A 23026-nucleotide genomic window follows, 5' to 3' on the forward strand; every position below is an offset into this window, starting at 1 on the left:
GTCTCCACCCCACCCCCGAAGGACGCGAGCCCGTCCCACGGGAGAGCCTCCGAAGGGTGTGAGCGCCAGAGGGGGTGGGGTTCTCGGGGTGGGGGAAAGGGCTGGACTAGGCTGGGCCGGGCGATCAGTTGGGGGCGTTCGTGGACCAGTTCGTGCTGCTCATGCTGGTGCTCCTGGGGGCGCTGCTCATGGTGCCGCTGGGTGACCGCCTGGGCCTGCCGCCGCCGGTGCTCATGACGTTGCTGGGCATCGTGATGGCCGTCCTGCCCTTCGTCCCGAACGTGGACGTACCGCCCGGCATCGTGCTGCCCCTCCTGCTGCCCCCGCTCCTGTACGCGGCCGTGCAGCGCACCTCGTGGCGCCAGTTCGCGGCCAACTGGCAGCCGATCTTCCTGCTCGCGGTGGCGCTGGTGTTCGTGACGACGGCGGCCGTGGCGGGGGTGGCGCACGCGCTGGTGCCGGGACTGCCGCTGGCCGCGGCGATCGCGCTGGGCGCGCTGGTGGCCCCGCCGGACCCGGTGGCGGCGACGGCGGTGGCGGGCCGGCTGGGGCTGCCCAGGCGCATGGTGTCGCTGCTGGAGGGCGAGGGCCTGTTCAACGACGTGACGGCGATCGTGCTCTACCACGTGGCGATCGCGGCGGTGGTGACGGGCACGTTCTCGTGGCCGGGGGCGCTGACCGAGTTCGTGCTGTCGGCGGTGGTGGCCGTCATCGTGGGGCTGGCGCTGGGCTGGCTGGGCGGGCGGCTGATGGCGTGGCTGGGCGACGCGACGCTGCAGGTGGGGGTGTCGCTGCTGGTGCCGTTCGTGTCGTACGCGCTGGCCGACCAGCTGCACGGCTCGGGCGTGCTGGCCGTGCTGACGACGTCGTTCTACCTGAGCGAGCGCATGTCGGACGCCGACGACGTGCTGGGCAGGTTCGCCTCGGCGACGTTCTGGCAGGTCGTGGACACGCTGGTGACCGGGGTGGCGTTCGGGCTGATCGGGCTGGAGCTGCACGCGGTGCTCGGCACGGTGCACGGGCGGCTGGGCGAGTTGCTGTGGTGGAGCGCCGCCGTGGTGGGCGTGGTGGTCCTCGTACGGCTGGTGTGGCTGCTGCCGGCGGCCTGGCTGGCGAAGAAGGCGCGCGGTCCTGGCCACGAGGACACCGAGATCCCGCTGAGCTGGCGGGAGACTGTGGTGATGTGGTGGGCCGGCATGCGCGGGGTGGCGTCGGTGGCGCTGGCGCTGGCCATCCCGCTGGAGACGGAGGACGGCGCGTTCCCGCAGCGTCCCGTCATCGTGTTCATCGCGTTCGCGGTCATCCTGACGACGCTGATCGTGCAGGGCCTGTCGCTGCCGTGGCTGGTGGGCAAGCTGGGCGTGAAGGCGGACACGGCGGCGGAGCGGGAGCTGGAGAAGCGGCTGGCGGTGGCGGCGGCGAAGGCGGCCAAGCGGCGGCTGCGCGAGATCGACGAGGCCGAGGACCTGCCGGAGGAGGTGATCGAGGCGCTGAACCGCCGTCTGCTGGACATGGGGGTGCGGCTCAGCCCCGAGGCCGCCGACGAGGAGCGGCGCGAGGCGTACGAGCAGCGGGTCCGCCGGGTCAGGCTGATGCGCCGGGTGCAGGGCGAGATGATGTCGGCGGCCCGCCAGGTCGTGCTGGACGCCCGCCGCGACCCCGCGGCGGACCCGGCGATCGTCTCCCGCATCCTGCGCCGGCTCGACGCCCGCAGCCTGCGCTGACCACCACGACATGACGGCGTGTGATGGTTCGCGGCGAAGGGTAGTCATGGAGCATGCTGCGCATCGGCACGTGGAAGCCCGCTGTGTCGCCCGTCCCCCGGGCCGGTGCGCCGGCTGACGTCGTGGCCTGCGGGTGGCACGACAGCGGGCCGCCGCCCTGCGCCACCGGAGTGAAGATCATTTACACGCTCGACGGGCCGGTGCCGGAGTTCCCCGGGCTGCGGGTGGGGCGGCCGGTCGCGCGGGGGGCCGAGGAGATCGCCGAGCTGCTGCAGGGGGCCGACGTGGTGCTCACCGCGCCGGGCGGGTGCCCTGCGGCGCCGGTCGTGGCGGCGGGCATCTGGCACTACGGCTGGACCAGGGACGACACGGGGCCGCTCGCCGGGGCGACGGTGGCCGGGCTGGCCCTGGCGGCGCAGCCGGGGCCGTGCTCGGCGGAGATCAGGCGCGACGGGCGCAGCTCGCTCGACGGAGGCGTGCCGGCGGCGGCCATCCGGGCGCGGCTGGCCGACCGGTTCTCCGGCGGCCGCTACCGTACGCCGGAGGTGACGGTGCCGCTGGAGTCCGTACGCCTGAGCCAGGAGGCGCCGAGCAGGATCGGCATCGCCTTGCACGCGGAGGCGGCCCGCTGAGACCGCGCTGAGGTTCCGCTACGAAAGACCCCCGTCCTCTTGGTGGTACCGGACGAATCCCGGGCGCCCCTCCATGGCATACCGTCGCCATGGAACCTCAGTGAGGGGAAAGGGTGAGACGTTGATCGAGGTCAGGGAGCTCCACGAGATGCCGGAGTTGGAGGGCGTCTACACGCTGTTCGACGACATCTGGGATTTCGGCTCCAGCGACCCGCCCATCACGATGGAGCTGATGCGCGCGCTGTCGCACGCGGGCGGCTACGTCGCCGGCGCCTTCGACGGCGGGCGCCTGGTCGGCGGCTCCGTGGGGTTCCTGGCCGCCGGCAACGCCCTGCACTCCCACGTCACCGGCTCGGTCGCGGGCCGGGGCATCGGATTCGAGCTGAAGCAGCACCAGCGCCGCTGGGCGCTCGAACGCGGCCTGACCCGCATCACCTGGACCTACGACCCGCTGGTACGCCGCAACGCGCACTTCAACCTGGCCAAGCTGGGCGCGCGCCCGGTGGAGTACCTGCCGTACTTCTACGGCGTCATGGAGGACGCGATCAACCAGGGCGACGAGTCCGACCGGCTGCTGGCCTCGTGGCCGCTGACCGCGCCCCACGTCGAGGCGCTGGCCAGGCGGGAGCCCGGTGACACGCCGGCGCCCGAGGGCGCGGTGGTGGCGCTGGCCGACGAGGACGGCCGGCCGGCCCCCGGCCCGGTGGACGCGCCGGTGGTGCTGGTCGCGGTGCCGCCCGACATCGAGGCGCTGCGCAGGGCCGACAAGGGTGCGGGCAAGGCGTGGCGGCACGCCGTCCGTGATGTGCTGGGTGGGCTGATGGCGGAGGGCCGCAAGGTGACGGGGTTCGCCGCGAAGTCGTACTACGTAGTGGAGAGCATGTGAAGATCACCGGAGTGGAGCTGCGCAGGATCGCGATGCCGCTGGTGTCGCCGTTCCGCACCTCGTTCGGCACCGAGACGGCGCGTGACGTGCTGCTGGTCAGGGTGGTGACGCCCGACTCCGAGGGCTGGGGCGAGTGCGTGGCGATGAGCGAGCCGCTCTACTCCTCCGAGTACGTCGACGGCGCCGCCGAGGTGATCCGCCGCTTCCTGCTGCCCGCGCTGCCCGCCAACCTCGACGCGAACCAGGTGGCCGGCGCCCTCGAGCCGATCAAGGGCCACCGGATGGCCAAGGCGGCGGTGGAGACGGCGGTGCTGGACGCGCAGCTGCGGGCGGCGGGCGAGTCGTTCGGCCGGTTCCTGGGGGCGGCGAAGACGCGGGTGCCGTGCGGGGTGTCGGTCGGCATCATGGACTCGATCCCGCAGCTGCTCGACGCGGTGGCGGGCTACGTCGACGAGGGGTACGTCCGGGTCAAGCTGAAGATCCAGCCGGGCTGGGACGTCGAGCCGGTCAGGGCGGTGCGCGAGCGGTTCGGCGACGACCTGCTGCTCCAGGTGGACGCGAACGCCGCGTACGCGCTGTCCGACGCGCCCAGGCTGGCCCGGCTCGACGCGTTCGACCTGCTGCTGATCGAGCAGCCGCTGGCCAATGACGACCTTGTGCAGCACGCGAAGCTGGCGCAGCGGCTGCGCACGCCGATCTGCCTGGACGAGTCGATCGAGTCGGCCGAGCACGCCGCCGCGGCGATCGCGCTCGGCTCGTGCTCGATCGTCAACATCAAGCCGGGCCGCGTCGGCGGCTACCTGGAGGCGCGGCGCATCCACGACCTGTGCCGGGCCAACGGCATCGCGGTGTGGTGCGGCGGCATGCTGGAGACCGGCCTCGGCCGGGCGGCGAACGTGGCGCTGGCCGCGCTGCCCGGCTTCACGCTGCCGGGCGACACCTCCGGCTCGCGCCGCTATTTCGCGACCGACGTCACCGAGCCTTTCGAGCTGGTGGACGGGCATCTGGAGGTGCCCACGGGCCCGGGTCTCGGGGTCGAGCCGCTCCCGGGCGTGCTGGAGGAGGTCACCACCGCCACGGAGTGGATCACTCTCTGAGCCGCGGCACCGCGGCCAGCAGGGCGCGGGTGTAGTCGTGCGCGGGCTCGCCGACGACCTGCTCGGCGGGCCCGACCTCGACCAGCCGGCCGCGGTGCATGACGGCCACCACGTCGGCGACGTACCGCACGACGGCCAGGTTGTGCGAGATGAACAGCATCGACAGGCCCAGCTCGTCGCGCAGCCCGCGCACGAGGTTGAGCACCGCTCCCTGCACCGACACGTCGAGCGAGCTGGTGATCTCGTCGGCCACCAGCAGCTCGGGGTCGCCGCCGAGCGCGCGGGCGATGGCGACGCGCTGCCGCTGCCCGCCGGACAGCTCGCGCGGGTAGCGGCCGGCCAGCTCGGCGGGCAGCCGGACGAGGCCGAGCAGCCGCTCCACCTCGCCGGGGCCGCAACCCTCCGCGATGGTGCGGCCGACGGTCATGCGGGGGTTCAGCGAGGCGTACGGGTCCTGGAAGACCATCTGCACCCGCCGCGCCCCTTCGACGCTGCCGGTGTGCGGGACGAGCCCGCACACGGCCCTGGCGAGGGTGGACTTGCCCGACCCCGACTCGCCGACGAGCCCGACCACCTTGCCGTCGGGGATCTCCAGCGTGACGTCGTCCACGGCGGTGAAGGCGCCGAAGCGCACGCTCAGGTTCTTGACGATCACTTGACCTCCCAGCAGGCGGCCCGCCGGCCGGGGCCGAGGGTGACGAGTTCGGGACGCTCGCTCGCGCAGCGGGCGGTGGCCAGCTCGCAGCGCGGCGCGAACGCGCAGCCGGGGCCGACGTCCGCGGGTGCGGGCTGGGTGCCGGGGATGCCCGCCAGCGGCGTGTCGCGGTCGGTGTCGAGGTCGGGCAGGGACGCGATGAGCGCCTTCGTGTACGGATGCGCGGCCCCGTCCGCGAGCCGGTCGGCGGGCAGCTCCTCGACGACGCGGCCGGCGTACATGACGACCACCCGGTCGCACAGCTCGCCCACGACGGCGATGTCGTGCGAGATGAACAGCGTGGCCGCGCCGGTCTCCTCGACGACCTCGCGCAGCAGCTTGAGTATCTGCCGCTGCACGGTCACGTCGAGCGCCGTGGTGGGCTCGTCGGCGATGACGAGGCGGGGCGCGCCCATGAGACCCATCGCGATCACGGCGCGCTGCCGCATGCCGCCGGACAGCTCGTGCGGGTGCTGCCCGGCGCGCCGCTCGGGCTCGGGCAGGTGGACCTGGCCGAGCCGGTCCACGGCGCGGCGGCGGGCGTCGGCGCGGGTGGCGCCCTCGTGCACGACCGCGACCTCGGCGAGCTGGCCTCCGACCTTGAGCGCGGGGTTGAGCGCGGCCAGCGGGTCCTGGAAGACCATGGCGAGCGCGGTGCCGAGCTCCTTGCCCGACAGGGTGGCGACGTCCTTGCCGCCGAGCCGCAGCGCCGCGTACGTGACGGCGCCCGGGTAGGGCACGAGGCCGCCGATGGCGGCGGCGGTCATGCTCTTGCCGCTGCCGGACTCCCCCACCAGACCGACGATCTCGCCGGGCGCGACGGTGAGTGACAGGTTCCGTACGGGGGACGCGCCGCCGGGGAACGAGACGGTCAGGTCGCGCACCTCCAGCACGGCCTCCGGGTCGGGCTCGGGCGGCTCACCGGGCGGCGCGGCGGGCACGGCCCGGCCGCGCGGCACGGTGGTGCGCGCCGCGGCCTTGGCGAGGGCGTCGCCCAGCAGGTTGAAGCCGATGCCGGCCAGCGCGATGGCGGCGGCGGGCCCGAGCGCCACCTCGGGGGTCACGTAGATGCGCGGGAACCCGTCGAACAGCAGCCGCCCCCAGTCGAAGTCCGGCGGCTGCACGCCGAGCCCCAGGAAGGACAGCCCGGCCAGGCCCAGCAGGGCGCCGCCGAGCGCCTGGGTGAGGTGCAGGATGAGCGGCTCGGCGATGTTGGGCAGCACGTGCCTGGTCAGGATGCGGCGGCGCGGCACGCCGAGCATGCGGGCGGCGGAGACGTAGTCGGCGCCGGCGACGGTGGCGGCCAGGGTCTGGGTGAGCCGGGCGAAGCCGGGGGCGATGGCCGCGCCGATGCCGAGCACCGCGCCGCGCGCCCCGAGCCCGCTGACGACGGCCGTGAACATGGCCAGCAGCAGCCCGGGGAAGGCCACCAGCGCGTTGACGGTGCCGGTGGCCAGGCGGGCGCCGCGCCTGGGCAGGATCGAGGGCAGCGTGCCCAGCACGACGCCGGCGAACGCGCCGATCAGGGTGGCGGCCAGGGCCAGCAGCAGCGAGTAGCGGCCCGCCACCAGCACCCTGGCCAGCAGGTCGCGGCCGAGGTTGTCGGTGCCGAGCGGGTGTCCTGGCGAGGAGCCCTGGAGGATGGCGGCGGCGTCGATGCGGTCGGCCTCGGCGCCCCAGATGATCGGCCCGAGCACGGCCAGCAGGGCCATGGCCGCCACGATGACGGCCCCGGCCACGCCGGGCACGTTCCGCCGCAGCCGCCCCAGCAGCGGGGTCATCATGCCTCCTTGATCGCGGACGTCGGGTCGAGCGTGCCGAGCACCAGGTCGACGCCCAGGTTCACGACCAGCACGATCGCCCCGTAGACCAGCACCACGCCTTGGGCCACCGGGTAGTCCTTCTGGGTGACCGATTCGACGATCTTGAGCCCGAGTCCCGGCCAGGCGAAGACGTACTCGACCAGCACCCCGCCCGCGATGAGCGAGGTCAGCAGCAGGCCGCCGACGGTGAGGGTGGCGGTGAGCGTGTTGGGCAGCACGTGCCGCAGGTGCAGCCGGGCGGCGGGCAGGCGCTTGGCGCGGGCCAGCAGCACGTAGTCCTTGCCCAGCTCGCGCAGCGTCTCGACGCGGGAGATGCGGGCGATCATGGCGGCCGGGCCGATCGCGAGCGCGGCGACCGGCAGCACGTACGTGATCGCCCCCGCCTTGCCCGCGGGCGGGAACCAGCCGAGCCCGATGGCGAAGACGGCCACCAGCGCGATCGAATACAGGAACTCCGGCACCGCCACCGCCGCGCCCGTGCCGGCGCTGAAGGTGAGCTCGGTGCCGCGGTTGCGGCCGTTCTCCGTGCGGATGGCCGCCCACATGCCGAGCGGCACGGCCACCAGCAGCGCCACGAGGGTGGCGAGCAGGGCCAGGCTCAGCGTGTTGGGCAGGCGGGCCAGGATGACCTCGCCGACCGGCTCACCGGTGACGAACGAGGTCCCGAAGTCGCCCGAGAAGACGCCGGTCACGTAGGTGACGAGCTGCTCGGGCAGCGGCCGGTCGAGGCCGAGCGCCGCCCGGCGCGCCTCCACCAGCTCGACCGGCGCGGCCGGGCCGAGGGCGGCGCGCACCGGGTCGCCGGGGATGAGGTGGATCATCGCGAACGTCGCCACCACGAGCACGGCCAGGGACACCAGGAAGCGCACCAGCCGCCGTACGCCGACACGACGGCTCATCAGCCCCCCTGCGTGAGGCGGATGGAGGTGGTCGTGAACATCCCGGCGAGCATCTCGTACGTGGCGCCCTTCGACGCCTCCAGGACGTTCGTCTCGACCACCGGCACCAGGTCGGCGTCCTCGAACAGCGCCGACTCGGCCTGCAGCCACTTGTCGCAGCCCTCGGCCGCGGGCACCTTCGACGCCTCGGCGACGAGCGACTGGTAGCGCTTGTTCGCCAGGTGCGCGAAGTTGGCCCCCTTGGGCGCGCCGGGGCCGGACAGGAAGCCGACGAGCTGGCTGGGCAGGGTGACGCCGATGGGCAGCCAGACGACGTCCCAGTCCTGGGTGGCGTTGAGCGACTCCGACAGCTTGGTGTCGATGGCGCCGTTCAGCTTCACCTCGGCGCCGATCTTGCCCCAGGCGGTGGCGAGGTACTCGGCGGCGGCCTGGACGCCGGCGCCGCGCGTGGTGGCGTACAGGTAGCGCAGGGTGAGCCGCTTGCCGTCCTTGACGCGCACGCCGTCGGGGCCGGCCTTCCAGCCGGCCGCGTCGAGCGCCGCGGCGGCGGCCGCCGGGTCGTGGGCGGGCACGTGGCCGGTGACGGTGTCGCCCTGGCAGGGGCGCGGGTGCAGGACGAGGCCGGTGGGCGGCTTGCCGGTGCCGCTGGAGGCGATGCCGGCCAGCTCCTTGAGGTCGATGGCCTGGGTGAGCGCCTTGCGCACGGCGGGGTCGCTCGTGGGCCTGTCGTCGCCCTGGTGGTAGAAGAACTGGCCGTTGGCGACCGGCGTGACCGCCTTGGTGACGCCTGGCGCGGCCTCCACGCGGGCGCGGTCGGGGCCGTAGAGGGTGATGCCGTTGAGCGAGCCGGCGACGAGGAGGTTGGCGGCGGTCTGCTCGTTCGGGACGATCTTCAGCACGACGGTCTCCGGCGCCTCCTTGATGGAGCTGCCGGGCCTGCCCCAGGTGTACTCCCTGCGCACCTTGAACGTGTAGTGGTCGCCGGGCACCGCCTCGGTGAGCTGGTAGGCGCCGCTGCCGGAGGTGGAGCGGGCCAGCAGCGAGCGGTCCTTGGCGCCCTTGCCGCAGACCACGAAGACGGCGCGGCCGGTCTCCAGGATGAAGCTGAACGGCTCCGGCATGGACAGCGTCACGGTGCCGGCCGCGTCGTCGGCCTCGGCCTTCATGCCGGTGGGGACCAGCACGCCGTAGATGGACGACTTGGTGGCGGGGTCGGTGATGTGGTTGACGCTGGCGGCCACGTCGGAGGGGGTGACGGGTGAGCCGTCGGAGCAGACGGCGTCCTTGCGCATGGTGAAGGTGACCTTGTCGGGCTCGACGTCCCACTTCTGCGCCAGCGCGGGGACGATCCTGCCCTCGGCGTCCACGCCGACCAGCGTGTCGTAGGCGAGCGAGAGCGTGGTGTTGGTGACGTTGAGCACGCCCATGGCGGGGTCGAGCACGCCCGGGTCGGCGGGCAGCGCGTACGTGAACGTGCCGCCCCCGGCCGGCCCGCCTTCCGCCCCCGTCCCTCCGCAGCCGGCCGCGAGCAGGGCGAGCGCGGCGAGGCCCGCCGCGAATGGTGTTCTCATGGGTACTCCAGACGAGCGTGGGGGTGAGGTCCACCTTCGCGGCTGCGCCGTGGCGCGTTCTTCGGTGCCGGCCACGAAAAAGCGCGGCCGTCTAGTGCTGGCGTCCGAAGATCCGCATCTGGAGTTGCACGGTGAGCCGGGCGTCGGGGTCGCTCAGGTCGAGCCCGCCGATCTCGGTGAGCCGCTTGAGCCGGTAGCGGAAGGTGTTGGGGTGCACGTGGACGCGGGCGGCGGCCAGGTTGACGTCGCCGAACGCGTCGAGGTACGCCCCCAGCGTGGCGGCCAGCTCGGTGCCGTGCTCGGCGTCGTGCTCCAGCAGCCGCTGGTAGGGGCCGGTGGGCGCCTGTTCCTCGGCGGCGGCCACGTCGGCGACCTGGAGCAGCAGCGACTCGAAGTGCACGGCGGTGTAGCCGGCGGCCTGCCCGACGGCGCCCCGGGTGCGCAGCACGCGCAGGGCCCGGTCGGCGTCGGCGCGGGAGCGGGCGACCTGGGCGAGGTTGAGCGCGAGCCGGCCGACGCCGACGTTGGCGGCGTGGCGGGGGCCGACCCTGGCGAGGAAGCTCTCGGCCACGCGGACGGCCCGCTCCTCCTCGCCGCCGCCGGGGGTGAGGGGCAGCACGGCGTAGGCGACGGAGCCGGCCAGCGCGGCGGCGGCCTTGGGGTGGATGGCGGCGACGTGCAGGGCGAGCGCGTCGCAGAAGCGCTGCCGCTCGCTCTCACTGCGCGCGTGGTCGGCCGCGTAGTCGGCGAGGTGATCGGAGAGCCGATCGGAGGCACGATCCGAGGCACGGTCGGAGGCACGGTCGGAGGCGTGCCCGGAGGTGCGGGCGGTGTCGCCAGGGGGGCCGGTCAGCTCGGCGGCCAGCACGCAGAGCCGGGCGGTCGCGATGCCCAGCCGGCCGGCCGCCTCGGCGGCGTCGGCGCCGCCCGCGAGCACGGTGGACAGCAGGTCGGCGCGCAGCCGCCGCTGGGTGTCGGCGCCGGCCCGCTCGTGCAGCAGCCGCAGCGCGACGACCTTGGCGGCGTCGGCGAGCGCGCGCTGCCGCTGCGGGGTGAGCGGCTCATGCACGGCCGCCCAGATGGAGCCGAGGATCTCGTCGCCGGCCCGCACCGCCACGGCGACCCGGTTGATCACGCTGCCGTCGTGCAGCTCGATGTAGACGGGCTCGCGGTTCTGGTAGAGCCGCTTGAAGGCGCCCTGCTCGTCGAGCAGCCGCAGGTAGCGCTCGGGCACCTGGCGGCCCAGCACGGTCTCGACGCGGCCCTGGTCGGCCTCCTCCTGCCGGCCGGAGAACGCCAGCACCCGCGACGACCTGTCCTCGATCGTGACGGGCGCGTCGAGCAGCGCGCACACGGCGTTGGCCAGCGCGAACAGGTCGCCGTGCGCCCCCTCGCCGGGCTCGGCCAGGTCGCCCTCGGCGAGCAGCGAGCGCACCAGCGCCGCCACCTGCGCCCAGGAGGCGGCCCTGGTCAGGCCGAGCACCGCGACGCCGGTCTCCAGCACGGCGGCGCGCACGCGTTCGTCCACGTCGACGGGCAGCTTGACGACGACGCCCGCCGCGTGGGGTACGCGGGCCAGCAGCGCGCAGACGTCGGCGGCGCCCTGCACCCCGACCGCGAGCACCATCGCGCCCTCGGGCACGATCAGCTCGTCGAGGGGGTCGTAGATGTGCACGCCCGTGACCTCGGCGTCGAGGTCGCCCGGCGAGGCGGCGACGTCGAGCACCGTGGTGCCGAGGTCGTCGAGGATCCGCCCGAGGCTGGCGCGCGGGCGGATTCTCATGGGGTCACGATAGTTCACCCCGTCTTGGGGGTGGCGCGGGCGCCCATGTGCACGTACGGGGAGCCGTCGGCCAGCTCGTAGAAGACGACCGCGAGCCAGTCGGGGGCGTCGGGCTCCTTGCAGGCGAACAGCGGCCGCTTGCCGCCCTCCACGGGGACGAGCCTGCGCTCCACCGGCTCCGGCTCCAGCTCGGCCAGCGCGCCGGTGGCCTCCATCGTCAGCCACGGCCCGTCGTCCTTGACCGACACGGTGATGCGGGCGCCGGCCCGCTCGTAGACGCCGGCGTACGGGGTGGCGTCCACCTCGATCGGAGTCTCCGGCGGGGCGGGCATCTGCGGCACGGCGAGGCCGTCCAGCTCGGCGAACAGCTCGGTCGCCACGGCGCGGGTGAAGGCGCCCGAGTGCCCACCGTTCGCGGTGACGCAGGCGATGGTCCCGGTGCCCGGCACGGCCCAGAGCATGGCGTGCTGGCCGATCGTGTTGCCGCCGTGGGACAGCACGCGCTGCCCGCTCCACTCGTCCAGGATCCAGCCGATGCCCCACTGGCGGCCGAGCCCGTGCGGGTTGGGCACGTCCACCTGCGGCTCCCACATGGCCCGCGGGTCGTCGAGCAGCCCGCCCTCCAGGTGGGCCCGCGCGAAGGCGACCACGTCGGCCGGGCGGGCGCAGATGAGCCCGGCCGGGCCGGCGCTGCGCATCAGCCCCCACACCGGGGCCGGCGCGCCGCCGTCCACGTGGCCCATCGCGGCGCGGAAGCGCAGCACGTCCTCGGGCAGCGTCCAGGTGTGGGTCAGGCCGAGGGGCTCCGCGATCTCCTCGCGCAGCAGGGCGTCCCAGGTCTTGCCGCTCAGCTTCTCCAGGACGCGGCCGGCGATGACGAAGCCGGAGTTGCAGTAGGACTGGGTGACCCCGATGGGGTGGTTCTGGGCCAGGTCGGCGCAGGCCTCGACGTACTTGGCCACGCAGTCGTCGCCGCGGCCCGTGTCGAGGAACAGGTCGCCGTCGATGCCGCTGGTGTGGGAGAGCAGGTGCCGCATGGTGACGGTCTTGCTGACCTCGGGGTCGGCCACCCTGAACTCGGGCAGCACCTCGGCGACCGGGGTGTCCAGCGTCAGCCTGCCGCGCTCGACCTGCTGCATGAGCAGGGTGGCCGTCCAGACCTTGGTGATCGAGCCGATCTGGTAGAGCGCGTCGGGGGTGGCCTCGACGCCGGTGGCGGCGTTGAGCGTGCCCGCGGCGACCTCGGTCAGCTCTCCCTCGTGCAGGTACGCCAGCGCCGCTCCTGGCACCTCGTACCGGGTGATCAGCTCGGCGAGCCGCTGCTGACCCATTGCTCCAGCCACGCGATGATCCTTTCGTTGTAGTCGTACCGGTGTGAGGGCCGGCCGTTCAGGATGAACAGGTGGGAGGCCCCCGGGTAGCGCACGAGCCGGACCGGCACGCGGCGCTCGCGCAGCGCGGCGAACCACTGCTCGGCCTGCCCGATCGGGCAGCGGTCGTCGTTCTCGCCGTGCAGCAGCAGGGTGGGGGCGGTGACCTCGCCGACGCGGGTGATCGGCGACTGGGCGGCCAGGTCGCCGTGATACTCGTACGTCTTGAGCAGGTGGCCCAGGTCGGAGGTGCCGGAGATGCTGCTCAGGTCGGTGACCGCGCCGCCCGCGACGGCCGCCTTGAATCTGCCGGTCACGCCGGTCAGCCAGCACGTCATGTAGCCGCCGTAGCTGTAGCCGGTGACGGCAAGCCGTTCGGGGTCGGCGACGCCGTCGGCGACGAGGGCGTCCACGGCGGCCAGGAAGTCCTGGGTGTCGGCCAGGCCCCAGGCGCCCGCGGTGGCCTTGTAGAACGCCTCGCCGTAGCCGTCGCTGGCGCGCGGGTTGAGGGTGAGCACCGTCCAGCCGCGGGCGGCCAGCGCCTGGTGGTAGAGGTGGAAGCCGTCGAGGACGGGCGCCCAGGCGTTGTGCGGGCCGCCGTGCACGTCGAGCAGCAGCGGGCCGGGCCCGGTGCGGCTCTCTTCGAGGCTCTCGTCGCGCAGCACGAAGCCCTCGACCTCGGTGCCGTCGGGGGCGGTGAAGGTGCGGCTGACCGGCACGTACGGGTCGATGTCCGCCGGGGTGTGCCGGGTGAGCCGCTCGGGGGTCGTGCCGGCGAGGTCAAGGAGGAAGACCTCGCCGGGGCTGCGGGGCGTGGCGGCGACGTAGGCCACCTTGCCGGCGGCCACGCTCGCGCCCGCCACGCTGACGTCGCCGGGCACCAGCCTGTGCGCGGGGGCGCGGTAGAGACGGGTCAGGCCGCGGTCGCGGGCGCAGAACAGCAGGTCGTCGCCGTGCGCGGCGGGGGCGGCGCCGGGGTAGCCGGGGTGGCCGACCATGACGTTGCGGTCGAGCCCGGTCTCCACCTCGGCGGCGCCGTCCCGGCCGAGCTCGAACAGCCGGACGTGGCCCACCGGCTCGCCCTTCTGCGCGGCCACCACCAGCCGGCCGCCGAGCCACCAGGCGCCGGCGCAGAGCAGCTCGGGGTCGGTCAGCCGCTCGGGCTTCCCGCCGGTCGCGGGCACCGCGTACACGCCGGCGTCGAGCTCCAGGTCGGGGTCGGGCTCCAGGGCCGCGGTGAACGCCAGGCTGGTGCCGTCCGGCGACCACGACGGCTCGCCCGCGTGCAGGTCGCCCTCGGTGAGCCGGGTGGACTCGCCTGAGGCGACGTCCACCACGAAGAGGTGCGTGGTGATCCCGCGGAGCAGGCCCGCGCCGTCGGCCTTGTGGTCGAGCCGGTCGGCCACCACGGGCGCGTGCGGGTCGGGCGGCCCGCCGTCGCCAGGGCCGACCGGGCCCGCGTAGGCGATCTTCGTGCCGTCGGGCGACCACACGGCGGGGCCCGCGCCGAGCGGCGCCTTCGTGAGCGGCGCGGGCTCGCCGCCGTCCATGGGCAGCAGGTGCAGCTGCGGGGCGCCGTCCACCGGGCGCAGGAACGCGAGCGTGCGCCCGTCCGGCGACCAGCGCGGCGCGCCGCCCTCCGCCAGCCGGCGCGGCCGCGCGCCGGGGACGGCCAGCCACACCTCGGTGCGGTTCTCGTCGGCCGCGCGGTCGACGCTCGTCAGCGTGTACGCCACCGCGCCGCCGTCGGGACGCAGGGCCGGATCGGAGGGGACGGCGAAGCCGTACAGGTCGTCCAGGGTGAGACGTCGCATATGCGAACCGTAGGCCACCGGCATCGGCCCTGCTTCGGCCTCCCGGACGAACGCCCGGCCCCTGGTTGTGCCCTGCTACAACCGGCCGGGGAACCAGGTGGTCCCGCCGGTCGGGGAGAATGACGGGGCGAACGTTAAGGTTAAGATCCCCCGCCGGTCACCGGCACCTGATTTTCCCCGAATTTTCCCGAGAATGGATGGTTCAAGCATGGTACGCACGCCGGAACGGCAGGTGGCCGTGTTCGGTGCCGGTTACATCGGTCTGGTGACCGGCGCCTGCCTCGCGGAGCTGGGTCACCGGGTCGTGGTCCGCGACATCGACCCCGGCAAGGTCGCCCTGCTGCGCTCCGGCGACGTGCCGATCTACGAGCCCGACCTCGGCGACATGATCGCCAGGAACAAGGAGCGCCTGTCCTTCACCACCGACCTCGGCGAGACGCTCGACGGCGCCGAGATCGCGTACGTGTGCGTCGACACCCCGCCGTCCGCCTCGGGCGACGCCGACCTGTCGCGTGTCTGGTCGGTCGTACGCTCCCTCGAAGGCGCCGAGCACCTGCGGGCGGTCGTGATGAAGTCCACCGTGCCGGTCGGCACCGGCACCCGCGTGCGGGCCGCGCTCGACGAGGCCGGCCTGTCCCACGTCGGCTACGCCGCCAACCCCGAGTTCACCGCCGAGGGCAGCGCCGTACGCGACTTCATGCGGCCCGACCGCATCGTCATCGGCTCGGCCGACGACGCCACCGCCGCGCTGGTCGCCGGGCTGCACGAGGGCATCGAGGGCCCGGTCGTCGTCATGGACGTGCGCTCGGCCGAGATGGTCAAGCTGGCCTCCAACGCGCTGCTCGCCACGAAGATCAGCTTCATCAACGAGATCGCCACGCTGTGCGAGAAGACCGGCGCCGACGTCGAGGAGGTCGCCCGCGCGGTCGGCCTCGACCACCGGCTCGGCCCCCACTTCCTGCGGCCCGGCATCGGCTGGGGCGGCTCGTGCTTCCCGAAGGACTCCGAGGCGCTGCGCCAGCTCGCCTCCAATACCGGCTACCACCTGCAGCTCCTGTCGGCCGTCATCGAGGTCAACAACCTGCAGAAGCGCCGCGCGATCCAGAAGCTGAAGGACGAGCTGGGCACGCTCACCGGCATGCGGGTGGCGCTGCTCGGGCTGACGTTCAAGCCGGGCACCGACGACATGCGCGAGGCCACCAGCACCGTGCTGGCCGGGCGGCTGCTGGCCGAGGGCGCCGAGGTGCGCTGCTGGGACCCGATGGCGCGGCCCGCCGAGGCTGAGCCGTGGACCTCCACCACCCGCCTCGCCACCCCCGAGCTGGCCGTCGAGGGCGCCGACGCGGCCATCGTGGTCACCGAGTGGCCGCAGCTCAAGGAGGCCGACTGGGCGGGCATGGCGGCGACCATGCGGCGTCCCGTGCTGTTCGACGGGCGCAACCTGCTCGATCCGAAGGAGATGCGCGGGCTCGGCTACACCTACATGGGGGTCGGCCGCCCCTGACTCACGCGGCGGAATAATCCGTTGCGGTTCGTTGCTGACGACCGCACTATGAACATCATGTTCCCGCTCGCCCACCTCGCGACGCCCGCACTGCCGGGCGCGTTCGGGCGTGCCTGCGACGGCCTGGAGCGCCGACCTCTTCCCGTAAGTCCCTGAAGTGACCCGGCGGGGGGAGGTCGAACCGGCCCACACGGGTCACTCACTCCGCAGGTTTCAGGGAAAGGGAACCGATGGCCAAGCAGGCCTACGTACGCAACAAGCCGCATCTCAACATCGGCACCATGGGTCACGTCGACCACGGCAAGACGACGCTGACCGCCGCCATCACGAAGGTGCTGGCGCAGCGTGGGCAGGCGACGTACACGCCGTTCGAGCGGATCGACCGCACCCCGGAGGAGGCCTCCAGGGGCATCACGATCAACATCTCGCACGTCGAGTACGAGACCGACACCCGCCACTACGCCCACGTCGACATGCCGGGCCACGCCGACTACGTGAAGAACATGATCACGGGGGCGGCGCAGCTCGACGGCGCGATCCTCGTCGTGTCCGCGCACGACGGCATCATGCCGCAGACCAAGGAGCACGTGCTGCTCGCCAAGCGGGTCGGCGTCGAGCACCTGGTCGTCGCCGTCAACAAGGCCGACGGCGCCGACCCCGAGCTCGTCGACCTGGTCGAGCTGGAGCTGCAGGAGCTGCTCGCCGAGCACGGCTACCGCGACGTGCCGATGGTGCGGGTGTCCGGGCTGCGGGCGCTGGAGGGCGACCCGGTCTGGACGGCCTCCGTCGAGAAGCTGCTGCGGGTGGTGGACGAGCACATCCCCGTGCCCGTGCGGTACGTGGACGCGCCGTTCCTCATGCCGGTCGAGAACGTGCTCACGGTCACCGGCCGGGGCACCGTCGTCACCGGCGCCATCGAGCGGGGCACCGTCCGCGTCGGCGACACCGTCGAGGTGGTCGGGTTCGGAGAGGGGTTCACCGCCGTCGTCACCGGCGTCGAGACGTTCGGCAAGACGATGGAGCAGGGCGAGGCCGGCGACAACGCGGCCGTGCTGCTGCGCGGGATCCGCCGCGAGCAGGTGCGGCGCGGGATGGTGCTGGCCGCGCCGGGCAGCCAGCGGGCGCTCGGGGCGTTCACGGCCCGGGTCTACCTGCTGACCCCGGAGGAGGGCGGCCGGCGCAAGCCGATCGCCTCCGGCTACCGGCCGCAGTTCTATCTGCGCACGACCGACGTGCCGGGTGAGCTGACCCTGCCGGACGGCGTCGAGAGCGCCGCCCCCGGTGAGACGGTGGAGGTGACGGTGACGCTGGGCAAGGCGGTCGCGCTGGAGGCGGGGCTCGGCTTCGCCATCCGTGAGGGCGGCCTCACGGTGGGCGCGGGCACCGTCCTCACCGCCTGACCCCCGACGGCACCTCCGACGGCCGTCCCGGTCCTTGAGACCGGGACGGCCGTTCTCATGGGCGCTCGCCCCTACGCGAGGGCGCGCGTCCTCACGCGGTGGCGAAGCGGAGGCGCAGGGTGGCCTGGTGGGGCAGCAGGTCGTACGCCGGGAGCGGGCCCGGGCCGCAGGTGGCGGTGCCGATGCCCTGGTGGGCGAGGTCGAGGTGGAGGTGCAGGCGGTCGCCCGGCACCAGGTCGGGGCGGTGCCGGGCGGCGGTCAGCTCGGTGTTGCTCCATCTCCGCGCCGTCAGCCCGAATGCGGGCTCGCCCGACACCCGGATCCCGCCGAGCACGGCCCAGCGGACGTCCGCGCGGTGGCCGTTCTCCTGCGGGTACACGTACGGCGTCTGGAGCTCCTCCACCGTGGCCGACCAGCGGCCGACGCGGGCGGCCATCCCGGTGTCCGGGTATGTCTCCCCCGGCCCGAGCCCGAACCAGGTCACCCGGTCCACGGCGTCGCCCGGCAGCGTCATGTCGACCCCGAGCCGCGGGATCGGCCCAGGCCACTCGCCCTCCGGCTCGATCTCCAGGGCCAGCCGCAGCCCGCCGTCGTACGTCCACCTGTAGGTCGCCCGCATCCCGAGGTCGGTGGCGGCCGCCGCGACCCTGGTCCGTACGACGAGCTCGTCGCCCACGCTGACCTCGTCCACGCGGTGGGTGAGCCGGTGCAGGCCGAGCGCCCGCCAGCGGCCCTCGAGCCCGCCGTAGCGGTCGTTGTCGGTGGGCGCCCGCCACAGGCCGAGCCTGGGCCCCTCGACCTCCAGCCCGAACAGCCGCACCAGCCGCCCTGACGCGTCGAACGCGCAGTCGCCGGCGGTGATCAGCCCGTCTCCGGTGAACGCGGTCGTGCGGGACGCGGGGGTGGGGGCGGCCGCGGAAAGCCGGGTCTGGCCCCAGGCGACCTCGTGCCCGGCCGGCGCCCACGGCTGGTCCCCGGCCAGCTCGGCCCGTACGGTGAGCCACCGCTCACCCTCGGGGCCGCCGCCCGCGCCGGGCAGCGCGACCTCGCCACCGTCCGCCGGCACGCCGAGCACGTGCTCGGCCACCGTCTCGCCCTCCACCTGCACGGTCGCGGTGAACCGCAGGTGGGACAGGTCGCGGAAGCCGTACCCGTTGACGACCCGCACGACGTCGTCTCCGTCGAACGTGAAGCGGACCGGCTCGAACACCTTCTTCAGGTCGATCAGGCCGGGCGACGGCGTCCTGTCGGGGAAGACGAGGCCGTCGATGACGAAGTTCGAGTCGTGGACGGGCTCGCCGTAGTCGCCGCCGTAGGCGTACTCGTGGACGGGATGGGCGATGCCGTGGTCGATCCACTCCCAGATGAACCCGCCGGCCAGCCTGGGGTAGCGCTCGAACAGCTCCTGGTACTCGGCGAGGCCGCCGGGCCCGTTGCCCATGGCGTGGGCGTACTCGCACTGCAGGAACGGCAGCGTGCGCCGGCGCGCGTCCAGGGCGGGGTCGTCGAGCGGGTCCTCCTCGCGCCTGCCGATGAGCTCGACCTCGGCGTGGGAGGCGTACATGCGGGAGTAGACGTCGGTGTGGGCGCAGGAGCGGTCGCCCTCGTAGTGCAGCGGCCTGGACGGGTCGCGCTCGCGCGCCCAGTCGGCCATGACGGCGAGGTTGCGGCCCACGCCCGCCTCGTTGCCGAGCGACCACATGATGACGCTGGGGTGGTTCTTGTCGCGTTCGACCATGCGGCGCATGCGGTCGAGCAGCGCGTCGGCGTAGCGGGGGTCGTCGGTGGGGTTGGCGCGCCAGCCGACCTCCCAGAAGCCGTGCGTCTCCAGGTCGCACTCGTCGATCACCCACAGGCCCAGCTCGTCGCACAGGTCGAGGAAGCGCGGGTGGGGCGGGTAGTGGCTGGTCCTGACCGCGTTGACGTTGTGCCGCTTCATCAGCAGCACGTCCTCGCGCATGGTCTCGTACGGCACCGCCCGGCCGTGCTCCGGGTGGAACTCGTGCCGGTTGACGCCCTTGAGCAGCAGCGGCCTGCCGTTGGCGAGCAGCACGCCGTCCTCGATGGAGATCGTCCTGAACCCGATCCGCAGCCGCACGGTCTCCCCGTCGCCGGTGACGACGGCCTCGTACAGGCGGGGGGTCTCGGCCGTCCACGGCTCTGCCTCGACGGTGATCTCGCCGCCCGGCTCCAGGCCGGTCACGCCCAGTTCAGGGATGCCCAGCGGGCCGGGACCTTCGAGGTAGGCGAGCACGCCGCGGCCATCGCGGTAGTCGGCACGGACGTACACGTCGGCGGTGGAGCGGGTGAGCGTGACGTCGCGGAAGATGCCGGGCAGCCACCACATGTCCTGGTCCTCCAGGTACGTGGCGGCCGACCACTGGTGCACCCGCACGGCCAGCACGTTGCGGCCGGGCCGCAGGTAGGGGGCGGCGTCGTACTCGACGGGCAGCCGGCTGCCGGTCGAGAAGCCCAGCTCGTGGCCGTTGAGCCAGACGCGGGCGAACGACTCCGCGCCCTCGAACCGCAGCCGCCCGCCCTGCCTCCCACCCTGCCGCCCGCCCTGCCAGCCGTCCGGCAGGTCGAACGCGCGGCGATAGTCGCCTGTCGGGTTCTCGCCGGGGACGTGCGGCGGGTCGATCGGGATGGGGAAGGAGACGTTGGTGTAGGCGGGAGCGCCGTGGCCGTGCAGGTTCCAGTGGGACGGGACGGGGAGGTCGTCCCAGCCGGAGTCGTCGTAGCCGGGGGCGGTGAAGTCCTCGGGGACGTCGGCGGTCGGCGACAGGCGGAAGCGCCACGTGCCGTTGAGGCTGATGGCGGGGGCGTCGGAGTGGAGGGCCGCTCGGGGGGCGAGCCGACCCGAGCCGGGGGTGAATGTTTCGAGATCCATCGCCGCTGAGCCTAGAGGTTGGGGGAGGTTTCGTCAGCGATGGGGTCCTTCGTCCGGGCTGTGCGGGGGTCACGGGCCGGAGGCGGCCAGGTAGCCTGCCAGCAGGGCCTCGGCCACCGCCCCGACCGCCTCGTCGTCCGGCAGGAACCGGGGGCTGTGCAGCCCGGCCACCGTGTCCACGCCCACGAACATCATCAGCGACGACGCCACCGCGCCGTACCTGGCGAAGTCGTCGGCCCCGCACGAACGCAGCTCGTCCGACACCGTCCAGCCCTCATGTCGCAGCCGCTCCCCCGCGCGCAGCGCGAGATCGTGGTCGTTGATGAGGATCGGCTCGCCGGGCAGGATCTCGACGTCGGCCGTGCAGCCGTACGCGCGGGCGGTGTCCCTGATCACCTGCCTGAACCTGACGTGCAGCTCCTCGCGCCAGCTCGCCGACATCGTGCGCAGGGTGCCGGTGGCCAGCGCCTCGCCGGGCACGGCGTTGGGGGTGGTGCCCGCCGTGACCGTGCCGAACGTGATCACCGTCGGCACCATCGGGTCGGCGGCCCGGCTGACGAGCTGCTGCGCGGCTACGATCACCTGCGCCATCGCGAGCACGGGATCGCGGGTCAGATGCGGGTACGCCGCATGCCCCTCGGCCCCGGTGACCCGCACCCTGAACTCGTCGGACGACGCGTTGACCGGCCCCGGCGTGCAGGCGATCGTCCCCTCCTCCAGCACCGGCTGCACGTGCGCCCCGACCATCGCCCGCAGCTCGTGCCGGTCCAGCGCGCCGGACCGCACGACGTCCTGCGCCCCCGACGGGTACGTCTCCTCGCGCGGCTGCAACACCACCAGCAACGGCATCGGCTCCGCCCCGCTCACGACCTCGGCGACCGCCTCGGCCGCGCCTTCCATGGCGGCTTCCGCGACCTCCTGCACCACGCCCACCCCGGCGGCCCCTGCAGGCGACCCACCGACCGGTTCCGCGTCCGTGACCGCTTCCGCGGCGCCCTGGGCGGCGGCTTCCGTCATGACCTCCGGTGCCGCCTCCGCTGGACCGCCGGCGGCGACCGCGGCGACGGCGCGGGCCAGGGCGACCACGGCGGCCAGGTGCACGTCGTGGCCGCAGGCGTGCATGGCGCCGTTGGTGGCGGCCCACGGCACGCCCGTTCGTTCGACGATCGGCAGCGCGTCCAGCTCGCCCCGCACCCCCACGGCGGCGCCGGGGCCGCCGACGCGCAGCACGGCTCCGGTGCCCGCCACGTGCTCGACGAGGCCGTCGGGCAGCGCGTCGAGCACCTGCTTGAGCGTCGGCCCCTCCTGCCCGGACACGCGGGGCGCCGCGTGCAGCTCGCGGCGCAGGGCGACGGCCGCCGGCAGCTCCCGCCGCAGGGCGGCCCGCAGCGCCGCCTCCAGCCCCGCCGCTCGATGTCCGTTCCCGGCCGCTCGTACTGCCCCCGTCACCGTCTCTCCTCTCCATCGATACTGTGCAATGTCCGCATACGTGCCCTTATGGCCGTCCCATACCCGTCCCAAGAGGAACCGTCAGCCGCCCAGGCCGTACACGCGGCGCGCGTTCTCCGCGCCGATCATGGTCGCGACGCGCACCGCCTGCGCCACCGACCACTCCTCCTCCAGCACGAACTCCCCGAGCACCCGCGCCATCCCCCTCCGCCACAACAACGCGCCGAGATAGTGCAGCTCGGCGGGCCCCCACGCGTCGGACGAGTAGAGGATCTTCGCGAACGGCGCCACCTCCAGGCTCTCGGCCAGCAGCGCGGAACCGCGCGCCCCGACGTGGGTGAGCGCCAGCCCCACGTCGAAGAACACCGCCGGATACGCCTGCGCCAGGTACCCGGCGTGCCGCTGGAAGGGGTAGCAGTGCAGCAGCAGCAACGGCACCCCGGTGGGCTCGGCCAGCTCGATCAGCCCGCGCAGCAGCAGCGGGTCGGACCGCTTGAGGTCGATGTCGGGGTCGCCGTACCCGATGTGGAACTGCAGCGGCAGCCCCCGTTCGAGCCCCGTCCAGATGAGGTGACGGACGAGCACGGGGTCGCGCAGCCGCCCGCCCTCCTCAAGCCACCGCCCGGCCGCCGCGGACACCTCGTCGGCGGACGGCGGCGCCGGGTCGAAATCGAGCCCGCACCGGTAGGCGGCGACGGTCTTGAGCCCGCGGGCGCCCCCTGTCCGCTCCCACAACGCCTCGGCGAAGCGCCGCCCGAACTCCCCCGCCCCGCATCCGGCGGCGGCCAGCTGCTCGGCCACGTTCTCCAGCCGCACCACCTCGTCGGCGGGCGCCCCGCTCGCCTCGGCCATCCCGGAGGGGCCGAGCAGCTCCTCGGCGCGGTAGCCGGTCTCGACCAGGAAGTGGCCGACGCCGGACGCGCCGAGCAGCAGCCGGTTGGCCTCGTGCGCGCCGATCCTGGCCCTCCTGGCGAGGTACTCCTCCGGCGCGCAGAACGGCTCGAGGCCGAGGACGGGCGCGCAGTGGCGCAGCACGGCGAATCCGAGCTGGGAGTCGAACCGGGTCATCCAGTCGGGCACCGGCCGGTCGGACTCGCCGAGCAGCTCCTCGAACGCGGTGCGCGACAGGTCGTGCGAGGTGGCCCCGTGCACGTGGTGGTCCACCAGCGGCAGCTCCTCCAGCACGCGGGCCAGCCCGGCGGGCACGACTTCGAGCTCCATCGACATCGCCGGTCCTTTCGATCAGACGGCGCTGATTCGATCTCGTACCCGCCCGCCGAGGCCCCCAACACAGGGGGCGGGCCCCCGGGAGACGTTCCCAGGGGCCCGCTGAAAGGGGAAGGATGCTCCTATGGATGTCAAGCGGCATGTTCTTGATCGTTTGATGTGATGATTCGGTGGAGTTCTCGAGCGACGTAGCGCTTCAGGCAGCGGATGATCTCTTTCTTGGACAGGCCGTCCTGGGTGCGTCGTTGCATGTAGGCGCGGGT

At 73.6% G+C, this 23026-nt stretch carries 16 protein-coding genes and 1 pseudogene; 6 read left to right on the forward strand and 11 right to left on the reverse strand.

Annotated elements, in window-relative coordinates; genetic code table 11:
• The first annotated feature begins 140 nt into the window (after positions 1–140).
• The 4 genes from AB0K12_RS34425 to menC all read left to right on the forward strand — a co-directional run bounded on the left by AB0K12_RS34425 (position 141) and on the right by menC (position 4339).
• Positions 141–1724 (forward strand): Na+/H+ antiporter, encoded by a 1584-nt coding sequence (locus AB0K12_RS34425; protein WP_364570822.1) that lies wholly within the window; start codon positions 141–143, stop codon positions 1722–1724.
• Between the two features lie 53 nt (positions 1725–1777).
• Positions 1778–2356, forward strand: a complete 579-nt coding sequence (locus tag AB0K12_RS34430) for an acyclic terpene utilization AtuA family protein (protein WP_364570825.1) — start codon at positions 1778–1780, stop codon at positions 2354–2356.
• A gap of 121 nt (positions 2357–2477) precedes the next feature.
• Positions 2478–3242: a GNAT family N-acetyltransferase gene (locus tag AB0K12_RS34435; RefSeq protein ID WP_364570828.1), complete on the forward strand. Its 765-nt coding sequence runs from the start codon at positions 2478–2480 to the stop codon at positions 3240–3242.
• Positions 3239–4339, forward strand: coding sequence for an o-succinylbenzoate synthase (gene menC / locus AB0K12_RS34440; protein ID WP_364570831.1), 1101 nt, complete (start codon positions 3239–3241; stop codon positions 4337–4339). Before AB0K12_RS34435 ends, menC begins: the two co-directional genes overlap by 4 nt.
• On the opposite strand, the gene AB0K12_RS34445 is transcribed toward menC, so the two are convergent.
• The 7 genes from AB0K12_RS34445 to AB0K12_RS34475 all read right to left on the reverse strand — a co-directional run bounded on the left by AB0K12_RS34445 (position 4329) and on the right by AB0K12_RS34475 (position 14293).
• Positions 4329–4994 (reverse strand): ATP-binding cassette domain-containing protein, encoded by a 666-nt coding sequence (locus tag AB0K12_RS34445; RefSeq protein WP_355423069.1) that lies wholly within the window; start codon positions 4992–4994, stop codon positions 4329–4331. The genes menC and AB0K12_RS34445 overlap by 11 nt on opposite strands.
• On the reverse strand, positions 4991–6817 hold the full coding sequence (locus AB0K12_RS34450) for a dipeptide/oligopeptide/nickel ABC transporter permease/ATP-binding protein (protein ID WP_364570835.1): 1827 nt from the start codon (positions 6815–6817) through the stop codon (positions 4991–4993). Before AB0K12_RS34450 ends, AB0K12_RS34445 begins: the two co-directional genes overlap by 4 nt.
• A complete protein-coding gene (locus AB0K12_RS34455; RefSeq protein WP_364570838.1) occupies positions 6814–7755 on the reverse strand; it encodes an ABC transporter permease in 942 nt (313 codons plus the stop codon). Before AB0K12_RS34455 ends, AB0K12_RS34450 begins: the two co-directional genes overlap by 4 nt.
• Complete coding sequence (locus AB0K12_RS34460; RefSeq protein WP_364570841.1) at positions 7755–9326, reverse strand: ABC transporter substrate-binding protein; 1572 nt, start codon at positions 9324–9326, stop codon at positions 7755–7757. The genes AB0K12_RS34455 and AB0K12_RS34460 overlap by 1 nt, the downstream gene beginning before the upstream one ends.
• Positions 9327–9417: 91 nt before the next feature.
• Positions 9418–11109 (reverse strand): helix-turn-helix domain-containing protein, encoded by a 1692-nt coding sequence (locus AB0K12_RS34465; protein ID WP_364570844.1) that lies wholly within the window; start codon positions 11107–11109, stop codon positions 9418–9420.
• Between the two features lie 14 nt (positions 11110–11123).
• Complete coding sequence (locus tag AB0K12_RS34470) at positions 11124–12452, reverse strand: serine hydrolase domain-containing protein (protein WP_364570847.1); 1329 nt, start codon at positions 12450–12452, stop codon at positions 11124–11126.
• Positions 12413–14293 (reverse strand): S9 family peptidase, encoded by a 1881-nt coding sequence (locus tag AB0K12_RS34475; RefSeq protein ID WP_364570850.1) that lies wholly within the window; start codon positions 14291–14293, stop codon positions 12413–12415. Before AB0K12_RS34475 ends, AB0K12_RS34470 begins: the two co-directional genes overlap by 40 nt.
• Positions 14294–14501: 208 nt before the next feature.
• Here AB0K12_RS34475 and AB0K12_RS34480 point away from each other — a divergent pair, with 208 nt between their 5' ends.
• Complete coding sequence (locus AB0K12_RS34480; protein ID WP_364570853.1) at positions 14502–15797, forward strand: UDP-glucose/GDP-mannose dehydrogenase family protein; 1296 nt, start codon at positions 14502–14504, stop codon at positions 15795–15797.
• Between the two features lie 230 nt (positions 15798–16027).
• Positions 16028–17197, forward strand: coding sequence for an elongation factor Tu (gene tuf / locus AB0K12_RS34485; protein WP_364570856.1), 1170 nt, complete (start codon positions 16028–16030; stop codon positions 17195–17197).
• Positions 17198–17288: 91 nt separating this feature from the next.
• On the opposite strand, the gene AB0K12_RS34490 is transcribed toward tuf, so the two are convergent.
• The 4 genes and pseudogenes from AB0K12_RS34490 to AB0K12_RS34505 form a co-directional block, all read right to left on the reverse strand.
• Entirely contained in the window at positions 17289–20087 is a 2799-nt protein-coding gene (locus tag AB0K12_RS34490) for a glycoside hydrolase family 2 TIM barrel-domain containing protein (protein ID WP_364570859.1), read from the reverse strand.
• 69 nt (positions 20088–20156) lie between these two features.
• Positions 20157–21536: an amidohydrolase gene (locus tag AB0K12_RS34495; RefSeq protein ID WP_364570862.1), complete on the reverse strand. Its 1380-nt coding sequence runs from the start codon at positions 21534–21536 to the stop codon at positions 20157–20159.
• 81 nt (positions 21537–21617) lie between these two features.
• Positions 21618–22763: an amidohydrolase family protein gene (locus AB0K12_RS34500; protein WP_364570865.1), complete on the reverse strand. Its 1146-nt coding sequence runs from the start codon at positions 22761–22763 to the stop codon at positions 21618–21620.
• A 131-nt stretch (positions 22764–22894) separates the two neighbouring features.
• Positions 22895–23026 (reverse strand): annotated as a pseudogene (locus AB0K12_RS34505) (IS110 family transposase); the annotation flags it as partial.

This window comes from Nonomuraea sp. NPDC049419, assembly GCF_040676995.1.
GTDB lineage: Bacteria > Actinomycetota > Actinomycetes > Streptosporangiales > Streptosporangiaceae > Nonomuraea > Nonomuraea salmonea.

Coding starts and splice junctions, on each gene's coding strand:
- AB0K12_RS34455 (WP_364570838.1), bottom strand. CDS start 7,755: ATGAGCCGTCGTGTCGGCGTACGGCGGCTGGTGCGCTTCCTGGTGTCC.
- tuf (WP_364570856.1), top strand. CDS start 16,028: ATGGCCAAGCAGGCCTACGTACGCAACAAGCCGCATCTCAACATCGGC.
- AB0K12_RS34430 (WP_364570825.1), top strand. CDS start 1,778: ATGCTGCGCATCGGCACGTGGAAGCCCGCTGTGTCGCCCGTCCCCCGG.
- AB0K12_RS34450 (WP_364570835.1), bottom strand. CDS start 6,817: ATGATGACCCCGCTGCTGGGGCGGCTGCGGCGGAACGTGCCCGGCGTG.
- AB0K12_RS34480 (WP_364570853.1), top strand. CDS start 14,502: ATGGTACGCACGCCGGAACGGCAGGTGGCCGTGTTCGGTGCCGGTTAC.
- AB0K12_RS34500 (WP_364570865.1), bottom strand. CDS start 22,763: ATGTCGATGGAGCTCGAAGTCGTGCCCGCCGGGCTGGCCCGCGTGCTG.
- AB0K12_RS34475 (WP_364570850.1), bottom strand. CDS start 14,293: ATGCGACGTCTCACCCTGGACGACCTGTACGGCTTCGCCGTCCCCTCC.
- AB0K12_RS34490 (WP_364570859.1), bottom strand. CDS start 20,087: ATGGATCTCGAAACATTCACCCCCGGCTCGGGTCGGCTCGCCCCCCGA.
- AB0K12_RS34460 (WP_364570841.1), bottom strand. CDS start 9,326: ATGAGAACACCATTCGCGGCGGGCCTCGCCGCGCTCGCCCTGCTCGCG.
- AB0K12_RS34465 (WP_364570844.1), bottom strand. CDS start 11,109: ATGAGAATCCGCCCGCGCGCCAGCCTCGGGCGGATCCTCGACGACCTC.